This window comes from Christiangramia sp. 3-2217-3z (assembly GCF_051195275.1).
Classification (GTDB): Bacteria; Bacteroidota; Bacteroidia; order Flavobacteriales; family Flavobacteriaceae; genus Christiangramia; species Christiangramia marina.
The window spans coordinates 179,718-191,551 of sequence record NZ_JBNJLI010000006.1; the positions used below are offsets into that span (position 1 = coordinate 179,718).

Here is an 11,834-nt window from a genome sequence, read left to right on the forward strand (position 1 = left end):
GTGTTTATAGTGCCTATGACAGTATTCATGCGTATCATTCTGGCGTTCTAATGAACTCTGCTCTCTCAAGCCTTATTCTATAAGCACTGTCCAAGTTCTGCCATTATTACAGTTAATTGACAGAATTGCGCAAAAACACCTTCCATTGTTTAACGTTTAACATAACTTTAAGATAACTAAACATTCTATGATTGCGTTTATAATAATCTATTTTCAATCTGTCATCAAACCAACAGAACCATTACAAATATCTGAATTTCACGCTATCAATTTATCAGTTTATGAACGAAAATCGGCTTATACTTCAGGATATAATAATCTGATTTTAAGTTTTTATTAATGCTAATTCTAACCGAATGTAGGTAAATTATGGGGGTGTTAGGGCCAGAAACATTTAAAAAGTGTCGTATCGCATGGTAATTGCACCAAATAGCTCGAAATCGTTCGACTATAAGTCGATAATATTTGAATCAAAAAATCAAAAATGAAAACATTAGTAATTGGAGCAGGAAACATGGGGTTAACTTATGCTGAAGGTATGGCACAATCTGCTATGCTTAACAGAAGAAATCTTATGGTATTCGATAAATCAGCAGATGTGATCGCAAGACTTAGAGACTTGGATCATTTCGATGTTTATGAATCACTGGAAGAATGCCTGCCTCAGGCCGATATGGTTTTTGTAGCTGTAAAGCCTTATCACTGTGATGAGCTTTTTGAGGAGATGAAATCAATGGTTAATAAGGATCAGATATTCGTATCCTTGATGGCCGGTGTTACCATAGAAAAAATTCAGAATGGTTTAGGAATCAAGAAAGTGGTTAGATCCATGCCTAATTTACCTGCACAGGTTGGCAAGGGTGTTACTTCTTATACAGAATCTAAAGAAGTATCCAGAGTAGAACTTCTAATGGTTCGCAATCTTCTAGATACTACTGGAGAATCTATTCATGTTAAGAATGAGAATTTTATTGATGCCTCTACTGGTATTTCAGGAAGTGGTCCGGCATACGTTTTCTATTTTATGAATTCCATGCTGGAAGCTGCTCGAAAGATGGGCTTCAGTAAAAATGATTCCAAGGTATTAGTAAGTCAAACCTTTGAAGGTGCTGTGGAACTTTTCAACCAGAACGATCTTAGCCCGGACACATGGATGGACCGGGTAGCTTCCAAAGGTGGAACTACCAGAGCTGCATTAGATTCCATGGATGATAACAATGTGAAGGAACTCATCAAAGATGCAGCATACGCAGCTTTCGATAGAGCCGTGGAACTAGGAGAAGAAAAATAATCAACTAACAAGACCAGATAACCAAAACATCTATAATGGATAAGAAAAGAAGAATTGTCGTAAAAGTTGGAACTAATGTCATGACCAACAAAGACAACAGAATTTTGGGACCAATATTGAAAAGTTTGGTGCGACAGATCGCAACATTATACGAAGAAGACATCATGGTTGTTCTAGTTTCTTCAGGATCTGCAATTGCAGGGAAAGAGATTCTTGGACAAATTAGTGTAGAGGATGCCAGCAAACGTAGACAGGTGTACTCTTCAGTAGGGCAACCTAGAATGATGCGTCATTATTATAGCATCTTTCATGACTACGGAATGCGATGCGCACAGGTACTAGCTACAAAAAGAGACTTTAGCCCGGGTATACACCGTGAGAATATGATCAATTGTTATGAATCCTTGCTATCTGAAGGAATTATTCCAATTGCAAATGAAGATGATGCTGTATCAGTAACTATGTCTATGTTTTCTGATAATGATGAGTTAGCTAGTCTTGTTGCTGAATTGATCGGTGCTGAAAAACTAATCATCCTTAGTGACACAGATGGTCTTTATACTGGTCATCCTGAACATGACGATTCAGAAAAATTGAATAAAGTACAGATTGATGAGAATGTAGAAAAATACGTTCAGCAATCTGAGAAAGGTGAAGGCGAAGGTCGTGGAGGAATGGAGTCCAAGATCAAGATCGCCAAAGGAACTGCAGCCAAAAACATCGATACCTATATTGCTAATGGTAAACGTGAAGATGTGATTCTGGACATTATGGCTGGAAAACCAGTAGGTACCAAGTTCACCTCGTAATAACCAATTAAAAACCTTAAAGAAACGAAGAAATGAAGTTGATAAAAACAGATACTAAAAATAACGTACTAAAGTCTATGATGAATATTCTGGACAAAAGACGCCAGGAAATCATAGCAGCAAATAAGAAAGATCTTGATGCTTTCACGAAAGATGATCAGGCCATGTATGACCGATTGATCGTGGATGAGAAAAAAGTTGACGGTATGATCCAGTCTGTAAAAGAAGTGATGGAACAGCATGATCCGGTTGGCCAGGTAATCGAGCATAGAAAACTGGATACCGGACTGGATATTACGAACAAAACTGCTCCGTTTGGAAATATCATGATCATTTATGAATCCAGACCAGACGTAACTATTGAAGCAGCTGTTCTTGCCTTTAAAGCGAACAACAAGATCTATTTAAAAGGTGGTAAGGAAGCAATTGAAAGTAACAAAATACTGGAAGAATGCTGGCATGAAGCACTTGAGGAAAACGGGTTGGATAAAGAGTGGATCAAGCTTCTACACCTGGATAGAACCGAAACTCAGGAATTCCTAAAAAACCCACCAGAGCAATTAGACCTTATCGTACCACGTGGTGGCGAAAGACTGATCGCTTTTGTTAAAGAACATGCAACCGGAGCAGTATTAGTTTCCGGGAGAGGAAATAACTTCCTGTATGTATCTAAAAATGCCGATTTCGAAATCGCCAAGAAAGTAATGCTGAATGCCAAGATCGATAAGATCTCTGGTTGTAATGCCTTAGATAAGGTTCTGGTAGATACTAATATTGAAGGATATGAGTCTAAACTGAAGGAGTTAGAAGAATTGTTCAGCGACAATAAAGTTGAAATTCTGGTAGATGAAAAAGTATCTGAAGTTCTTACAGATCAATCTAAAGTACCTTCTGAAGATACCTGGTATGAAGAATTCCTAGCAATGAAAATTGTGATTGGAGCTGTAGACGGACTTGATAATTCTATCGAGAAGATCAACCAGTACTCCGGAGGTCACTCCGCCTCTATTATCACTACAGATAAAGAAGAAGCGATCACTTTTATGGAGCAGGTAGATTCGGCAGCAGTATATCATAACGCTTCCACCCGTTTTACTGATGGTGGGCAAATGGGCGTTGGAGCTGAACTTGCAATTTCAACCGACAAGCTTCACCATAGAGGACCATTGGGCCTTAAACAATTGGTGACCAATAAATACTATATTTTGGGTGAAGGACATGTAAGAGTATAATCTCAATCTATATAATTTGAAAAGCCTGGTAAATGCCAGGCTTTTTTTATGTCCGGATTCCAGTATAAGATGTTTTGCGTTTACCCATCCAAGAGAATGCGTCAATTCTTGAATCTTCCAGTTCTCGAACATAATTAAACCAATAACTGTAACGTTTAAAGGACTGTTCAGTCTTATAAACAGAAAACAAAAGCACATATGAAAAAATTAGTGATGGGTCTGGCTGCAGCTTCAATGTTGTTTGCTTGTAAGACTCAGAAAAATCCCCAGGCAACCATTGAAAAGCCAGTTCTGGCTCAACTTGATCTGGTAAATGTTGAAAATGACAAAGTATGGGTTACCGTAGACCCTGCAGAATTTAAAATAGAATCTACCATATTCAACATTCCGAAAACTGTTCCCGGAACTTATTCTGAAGATAATTATGGAAAATTTGCCGAATCTTTCAAAGCTATTGACTATAATGGAAACGAATTGAGCTTCGAAAAGCTGGATGATAATAGTTATAAGATCGAAAAGGCCGCAAATCTGGATAAAGTTATGTATCTGGTAAACGATTCTTTCGACTGGGAAGCAGAAGGTGGTGTTTATTCCATGGCAGGAACAAATATTTTGAAGGATAAAAACTTTCTTCTAAATCTACATGGTTTTGTAGGCTATTTCGACGGAATGACCGAAAAGAAATATCAGCTTGAGATCGTACGCCCTGAAGATCTTGTAGCAGGAACTTCTCTTACTATCGCTTCTACTAAAAATTCTGAAGCAGGAAACTCTAAAACAGATGTTTACCACCTGGATCGGTATTTTGAAGTGATTGATAATCCTATCATGTATTCAAAGCCGGATACTACCAGTTTCATGGTAGAAAATATGCAGGTTTTACTCAGTGTTTATTCACCAAATGAAAAACATTCAGCGCAGACATTAAAGCCTGGAATGGAGAAAATGATCCGTGCACAAAAGGAATTTCTAGGTGATATAAACTCTACAGATAAATATGCCATTCTTGTTTACCTTTCCGAAGGTGAAGGAGATGCTTCGAACTATGGAGCTCTGGAACATCATACCTCAACAGTGGTGGTAATGCCTGAGTCTATGGATGCATCTTCTCTGGACAAAAGCATGACCGATATCGTATCGCATGAGTTTTTCCATATCATTACTCCACTTGGAATTCATTCTAACGAAGTCCATTATTTCGATTACAATGATCCCAAGATGTCCAAGCATTTATGGCTCTATGAAGGTGTAACAGAATATTTCGCGAATCTTTTCCAGGTAAATCAGGGACTTATCGATAACAAGGAGTTCTATAAGCGAATGAATCAAAAGATTACAACTTCAAAAAGGTTTGATGATACCGTTCCATTTACGGTAATGAGTGAAAATATACTTACAGATGAGTATAAAGATTCCTATTACAATGTTTACCTGAAGGGAGCGCTCATAGGAATGGCCCTTGACATCAGGCTAAGAGAACTTAGCGGTGGAAATATGGGAATTCTGGATCTTATGAAGAAATTGAACGCAAAATATGGGAAAGACAAACCATTTAATGATGATGAATTAATTCCTACGATCGTTGAGCTTACATATCCTGAAATTCAGAATTTCTTTGACCAGTATGTAACTGGTGAAACACCGATTCCTTATGACAAGTTTTTTGCAAAAGCCGGAATTGAAGAGCAGGAGCAAATGACGGAAGTTGGTTTCTTTTTAAAAGGGCAGCAGCCATACATTACCGCAAACCAAGAAACTATGCAGATCGTTTTCCGTGGAGATACAGAATTTAATACATTTTTGAAGGAGCTTGGAGTTGAAGGCGGGGACGTGATCAAAAGCGTAAATGGAGAGGAATATAATGTCCAGAATGTTTATGAACTCATACGCAAGTCCCAGGAATGGAAAGAAGGAGATGACTTTACCATGACCATTGTTCGAAATGAAGAAGAGATGCAATTGAAAGCTAAGGTATCTACACCTATGGATACCCAAATGACTTTAAGCGAAGTACAGAATGCAGATGGCGATAAAATTGAATTGCGAAATGCCTGGTTGAAGGGTTAATCATATCCAGGTATTTCATATAAAGCGGCAGTATTTACTGCCGCTTTTTTCGTTTAAAAGCTAGAGTCGCTCTCGCATTATTTTTATCTTTAAAATCTAATTAACCAGCCAAAATATGGAAATTCCAATCCTTCAGGATATTGTAATTATACTAGGATTATCGATTGTGATCATTCTCGTATTCCAGAAATTGAAACTACCGGCAATTCTGGGATTTCTTCTTGCTGGAATCATAGCAGGCCCGCATGCTTTTAACCTAATTAGTTCGCAGCATGATGTAGAATTGCTTTCAGAAATAGGAATTATTTTCCTGCTGTTCGTAATTGGGATCGAACTATCTTTAAAAGGTCTGGCATCCATCAAGAAGATCATATTTCTTGGTGGTGGTTTACAGGTTGGAGGTACTATTCTTGCCACTGCCGGAATATCAACCGCCTTGGGATTGCCTTTAAATACATCTATTTTCCTGGGTTTCCTGTTTAGTTTAAGTAGTACGGCGATCGTCTTAAAATTACTGCAGGAGAAAGGGGAAATCTCCACACCGCATGGAAAAATAGGTCTGGGAATTCTTATTTTTCAGGACATTGTGGTAGTTCCCATGATGCTTTTCACACCCTTACTGGCCGGAGAGACGCCAAATATTCTCACGACAATAGGGATCATGGTCTTAAAGATCCTACTGGTATTGGTGATCGTATACATCCTTGCGCAATATGTGGCACCTAAGATCTTTGGATGGGTCGTAAAAACCAAGAACCAGGAATTATTCATTCTTACGGTCGTTGTATTTTGTTTCGGGGTGGCATGGTTAACTTCTACGGTCGGTTTATCACTTGCCTTAGGAGCGTTTTTCGCCGGACTCATCATTTCTGAGTCAGATTACAGTCACCAGGCTACCGCAAACGTATTACCCTTTAGAGAAATATTCATCAGCTTTTTCTTTATCTCTGTAGGGACACTGCTGAATCTGGATTTCTTTGCTGAAAATATCCTGATTATTATTGGTCTTGTACTCGCGGTTGTATTATTGAAAATGCTGGTAATTGGAGTTACTGTACTAATTCTGAAGTTTCCAGCCAGAACCATGTTTTTGGCCATCTTCAGTCTCTTCCAGGTTGGTGAATTCTCCTTGTTGCTTTCCGGAGTAGGAAAAGAAAGCGGTATTATTCCTGAAAATATTTACCAGTATTTCCTGGCCATTTCTATCATTACGATGGGAATGACGCCGTTCCTGATAGAATCTGCTCCAAGGATCACTTATGCACTTCTGAAGGCACCAATTCCTCCAGCGGTTAGAAAAAGACTGGAAAACATTAAGAGAAGTACCAAAGCCGACGAAGAATTTTCCGAAGAGAATCTGAAGGATCATCTTGTTCTTATTGGATACGGGATCAATGGATCCAACATATCTAAAGCGGCTCAAAAGGCTGAAATTCCATACGTGATCATTGATGCAAATCCGGAAGCATTTGATAAAGCAAAAGAACTTAAAGAACCCGTAATTTTCGGGGATGCCATCAATACAACGATCCTCAAGCATGCTCATGTGCAGGAAGCCCGGGTTGTAGTAATTGCAATATCAGATGCTGGTGCGACCAGGAAAATGCTTACTTCGATAAGGCAATTAACCAAAACCGCTACCATTATTGTTCGTACCAAATATGTAAAAGAAATGGAAGAAGTCCTGAGATTGGGAGCAGACGAAGTGATCCCTGAAGAATTTGAAACTTCCATTGAGATTTTCACCAGAGTTCTTAAAAAATATCTTGTGCCTTTTGATGAAATTCAGGAATTTATCAACCAGATTAGATCTTCAGATTATGAGATGCTGACATCCATGAAGAAAAGACCACACTCTCCTGCCCTGCAACACCTGAACATTCCGAACAGGGAAATCGTTACTCTAAAAGTGAATCGGGATAACCGCCAGATCGTAGGAAAATCCATCGAAGATTCTGGTATTGGAAAGAACTTTCAGGTCACCTTGCTTGCGATACAAAGGGACCGCAGGTATTTGACAGAGATTTCCCCAAAAACTATTATAGAACAAGGTGATTTATTATACCTGTTTGGGCATCCAACCAATATCAACCATCTTAATGATCAACTTTCTTTCAAGTAAATTAATATGCTGTTCAGCAGAAATACTTAAATCAAATATGAAAAAAATACAATTACTGTTTCTCGCATTATCATTCTTTTCTTACATCGGCATTGCACAAAAAGTCGAGATTCCACAGGACACCATGGTGACTACCAGTCATTCAGTAAGAATAAATGGGAAATCTATTGACTATACTGCGGAAACTGGTATGATGCCTCTCTGGAATGAAAGCGGAACTCCTATTGCAAGCCTATTTTACACCTATTATAAGCGTAAAAATGTAAATAATACTGAAGACCGTCCATTGGTTATTTCTTTCAATGGTGGACCCGGTTCAGCTTCCGTTTGGATGCATATTGCCTATACCGGTCCAAGGGTTTTGAACATCGATGATGAGGGTTTTCCGGTACAACCATACGGCATTAAAGAAAATCCGCACTCAATTCTGGACGTGGCAGATATCGTTTATGTGAATCCCGTAAATACAGGTTTTTCAAGACCTGTTCCAGATGCTGAAGGTAAGGTTGATAAAGAACGATTTTTTGGCGTACAGGCAGATATCACCTACCTCGCTGAATGGCTAAGTACTTTTGTAACCAGGAAGAATAGATGGTTATCACCAAAATATCTTATTGGTGAAAGTTATGGTACCACTCGCGTATCTGGACTGGCTCTCGAATTGCAAAATAGTCAGTGGATGTACTTAAACGGCGTGATCCTGGTATCTCCTACTGAAATTGGAATAGATCGGGAAGGTCCGGTTGAAGTGGCAAACAGGCTTCCTTACTTTGCCGCGGCCGCGTGGTATCATAAAATGCTACCTTCAGAATTACAACAAAAAGATCTTGAAGAGCTATTACCCGAAGTAGAATCTTATGCGATCAACGAGCTTTTGCCGGTTCTTATGAAAGGTGGTTTTGCAGACACTGAAAAAAAGAACGAAGTCGCAGAGAAAATGGCTGAATACTCCGGTATAAAAAAGGAAGTCATTCTTCAGAATAATATGGAAGTACCTTTTCAGTATTTCTGGAAAGAACTTTTAAGAGACAAAGAAGGTTACACCGTTGGCCGACTGGATTCTCGTTACAAAGGTCTGGACGCGAAGAATTCAGGAAATTCTCCAGATTACAATTCAGAGTTGACTTCATGGTTACATTCATTCACTCCGGCGATCAATCATTATTTACGAAATGATCTTCAGTTCAATACTGATTTAAAGTACTTTATGTTCGGCCCTGTTCACCCGTGGGATCGTAGTGGAAATAATTCCGGAGAGATGCTAAGACAGGCAATGGCGCAAAACCCTAATCTGGATGTTCTAATTCAATCTGGTTACTTCGATGGGGCGACCACCTATTTCAATGCCAAATACAGCATGTGGCAACTGGATCAAAGTGGTAGAATGAAGGATCGTCTTAGTTTTAAAGGTTACCGAAGCGGTCATATGATGTACTTAAGAAGCGAAGACCTTCAAAAAGCGAATGATGATCTACGCGATTTTATCAATAATACACTGCCTGCAAAGGATCAGTCGGCTAAATATTAAATTCTAACGCAACTATATTCATGTTAAAGCATCTAATAAGAAACAAGTATATCTTATGAAAAAATTTTTGATATTACTCTCCGTTCTATTTCTTACTGGATGCTCTAGTGATGACGACACATTATCAGACAATGCAGTTGAAGGCGTTTGGGAAAAGACTACTATAGTAGATTTTAATGAGTATGACGAACTGGATGAAAATTTGAACTACGAATCTGTGATTCAATATAAATTCCTGAAGGCAAGTAAGTTCGAAAGTTATACTTTCATTCGAGCTATTGAAAGTTCAGAGATTACCGGTTATATGTTCAAGGAACTCGGAAGCTATACTATCAATAACAACCGACTTTCTTTAATTTCTGACAGATGGATTTCTCAAGATGATTCTGGAGCTCTTCAATCTCTGCAGGAATTAAGTTTAAATGAACAAGAAGTAGAATGGAGTTTCAATATAATACTGGAACAAAATACTTTAATATTTAATTTTGATCCCTGCGGACCTGCTGAGAATTGTATAGGAAGTATAACCCTGAACAAGGTTAATTAGAAAAATTTATTACATTCTAATATTAATAATCTTCCAGAAGAAATTCTTTCAGCTCTGCATACGTGCTTAGCTGAAAGGATTTCTTCTTTTTATCCAGAATTCCTGCTATAGAATCCGGCATAACTACTTTTGCTCCAGAAGCTTTTTCTACAGTTTCCAGGAATTTCACAGGATGCGCTGTTTCTAAAAACACTCCGCTATATTCCTGATTTATTTTCAGAAAGTCTTTGAGCCCCAAATAACCAACTGCGCCATGAGGATCCATTAAATAATTATGTTCTTCATAAACCAATCTAATTGCTTTATTAGTCTCGGAGTCGGTATAACTCATAGCCATCAAATGTTGTTTGAGATCTTCAAAGTGATTCCCGAATAATTCCAGGATACGAACAAAGTTGCTGGGATCACCAACATCCATAGCATTCGAAATGGTTTGAACACTCTCTCTTGCCTGGTAATTATGAGATTCCATAAACCTGGTTATGGTATCATTGGCATTATTAGCCGCGACAAATGTATCTATAGGTAACCCCATCTTTTTTGCCAGTAGTCCTGCGCAGATATTCCCGAAATTCCCACTTGGTACGGAAAAGGCTATCTTATTGTTTGTTTCTAACTGTCTGTAAGCAAGAAAGTAGTAGAACATTTGAGGCAACCATCGAGCCAGATTGATCGAGTTCGCAGAGGTAAGTTGCCGGCGATCTGTAATTTCATTATCCAGAAATGCCTTTTTTACCATTCCCTGGCAATCATCGAATGTTCCATCAACTTCGATCGCCTGAATGTTTTGTCCCAGAGTGGTTAACTGTTTCTCCTGAATATCACTCACCTTACCTTTTGGATAAAGAATGACCACATCAATCCCATCAACACCCAGAAAACCATTAGCCACAGCGCCACCGGTATCTCCTGAAGTTGCAACCAGTACGGTGACTTTTCCTAAATTTCCCTTCTGAATAAAATAGCCAAGACTACCCGCCATAAAGCGTGCTCCTACATCCTTGAAGGCCAGGGTTGGACCATGGAATAATTCCAGCACTGAAACATCTGGCTCAATTGATTTGACCGGAAAATCGAACGAAAGCGTTTCTTCCAATATTTTTTGTAGCTCAGTCTCAGGAATTTCATTGCCAACGAATGGCGAAATTACATGCTTTCCAATTTCTGCGGGATCCAGTTTCATCAGGTTGCTTATGAATTCGGTAGATAACCGTGGAATCCTCTCTGGGAAATAAAGCCCTTTGTCGGGTGCAAGTCCGCGAACCACCGCATTCTCAAAATTGCTATGATGTTCTTTATTGTTAAGACTATAGTACTTCATAATATTCTGATTCCTGTTTTATTAATTTCTGAAACATGTAGTTCGAATCCCATTTCCTTATCCTGAAGAAAATTGTGATAAGTTGCCTTTACCTCTTCTGCAGCACTATCACCTTGACACATAGCGAAAACTGAAGGTCCTGAACCTGAAATCCCAAAGCCGAGGGCTCCGTTGTCTAAAGCAAGTTTTTTTAATTCATCAAAGTACGGGATCAAAATGGATCTAACAGGTTCTACAATAGCATCGTGAAGACTTCTACCCATAAGCTTATAATCATTGGTATAAAGCGCACTGACAAAAGCTCCCAGATTTCCCCATTGTGCAATGGCTGATGCCAGCGTAACATTCTGTTTTATGATCGACCGGGAATCGCGCGTTTTAATTTCGATCATTGGATGAAGAACGACCATTCTTATTTCGGATGGTGCCGGTAAGGCAAGAGTTTCCAGTGGATCGTAACTTCTAACAAGACTAAAACCACCCAGTAAAGCTGGAGCAACATTATCTGCATGAGCATTTCCACTAGCAAGTAATTCACCCTGCATCGCAAACTCGATCAACTCATTGTTAGTAAATGGATCATCCAGAAGTTTGTTAACTGCATAAACCGCTCCGGCAGAACTTGCTGCGCTACTCCCGATCCCGCTTCCAGATCGAATTTTTTTATCGATTTCGACATCAAAACCCTGCTTCGAACCGAGTCTATCCAGAAGAGCGAGAACAGCAACCCCGGCAACGTTCTTATGAATTTCCATTGGAAGATCTGCGCCAGTAATTTTAGTAATACGAAGTTGGTTTAGATCATTCATTTTTACCAGCATCTCGTCACCTACGTTCTGCAAACAACATCCAAGTACATCAAAACCACAGGATAAATTAGCGACCGTAGCCGGAGCAAATATTTTAATTTCTTTCAT

Annotated in this window: 9 protein-coding genes; 7 read left to right on the forward strand and 2 right to left on the reverse strand. The window is 39.0% G+C overall.

Annotated elements, in window-relative coordinates; genetic code table 11:
- The first annotated feature begins 484 nt into the window (after positions 1-484).
- The 7 genes from proC (at position 485) to ACSHZO_RS12045 (ending at position 9,596) form a co-directional block, all read left to right on the forward strand.
- Entirely contained in the window at positions 485-1,291 is an 807-nt protein-coding gene (gene proC, locus ACSHZO_RS12015) for a pyrroline-5-carboxylate reductase (RefSeq protein ID WP_298247428.1), read from the forward strand.
- Positions 1,292-1,326: 35 nt separating this feature from the next.
- Positions 1,327-2,100, forward strand: coding sequence for a glutamate 5-kinase (gene proB / locus ACSHZO_RS12020; protein ID WP_298247429.1), 774 nt, complete (start codon positions 1,327-1,329; stop codon positions 2,098-2,100).
- Positions 2,101-2,132: 32 nt separating this feature from the next.
- Complete coding sequence (locus ACSHZO_RS12025) at positions 2,133-3,332, forward strand: glutamate-5-semialdehyde dehydrogenase (RefSeq protein WP_298247430.1); 1,200 nt, start codon at positions 2,133-2,135, stop codon at positions 3,330-3,332.
- Between the two features lie 198 nt (positions 3,333-3,530).
- Positions 3,531-5,399: a peptidase M61 gene (locus ACSHZO_RS12030; protein WP_298247431.1), complete on the forward strand. Its 1,869-nt coding sequence runs from the start codon at positions 3,531-3,533 to the stop codon at positions 5,397-5,399.
- Positions 5,400-5,514: 115 nt separating this feature from the next.
- Positions 5,515-7,521 (forward strand): cation:proton antiporter, encoded by a 2,007-nt coding sequence (locus ACSHZO_RS12035; RefSeq protein ID WP_298247432.1) that lies wholly within the window; start codon positions 5,515-5,517, stop codon positions 7,519-7,521.
- 37 nt (positions 7,522-7,558) lie between these two features.
- On the forward strand, positions 7,559-9,049 hold the full coding sequence (locus tag ACSHZO_RS12040) for a S10 family peptidase (RefSeq protein WP_298247433.1): 1,491 nt from the start codon (positions 7,559-7,561) through the stop codon (positions 9,047-9,049).
- 55 nt (positions 9,050-9,104) lie between these two features.
- Positions 9,105-9,596 (forward strand): hypothetical protein, encoded by a 492-nt coding sequence (locus ACSHZO_RS12045; protein WP_298247434.1) that lies wholly within the window; start codon positions 9,105-9,107, stop codon positions 9,594-9,596.
- A 22-nt stretch (positions 9,597-9,618) separates the two neighbouring features.
- On the opposite strand, the gene thrC is transcribed toward ACSHZO_RS12045, so the two are convergent.
- Both thrC and ACSHZO_RS12055 read right to left on the reverse strand, forming a co-directional pair.
- Positions 9,619-10,917: a threonine synthase gene (thrC, locus tag ACSHZO_RS12050; RefSeq protein ID WP_298247435.1), complete on the reverse strand. Its 1,299-nt coding sequence runs from the start codon at positions 10,915-10,917 to the stop codon at positions 9,619-9,621.
- A complete protein-coding gene (locus tag ACSHZO_RS12055; protein ID WP_298247436.1) occupies positions 10,914-11,834 on the reverse strand; it encodes a homoserine kinase in 921 nt (306 codons plus the stop codon). The genes thrC and ACSHZO_RS12055 overlap by 4 nt, the downstream gene beginning before the upstream one ends.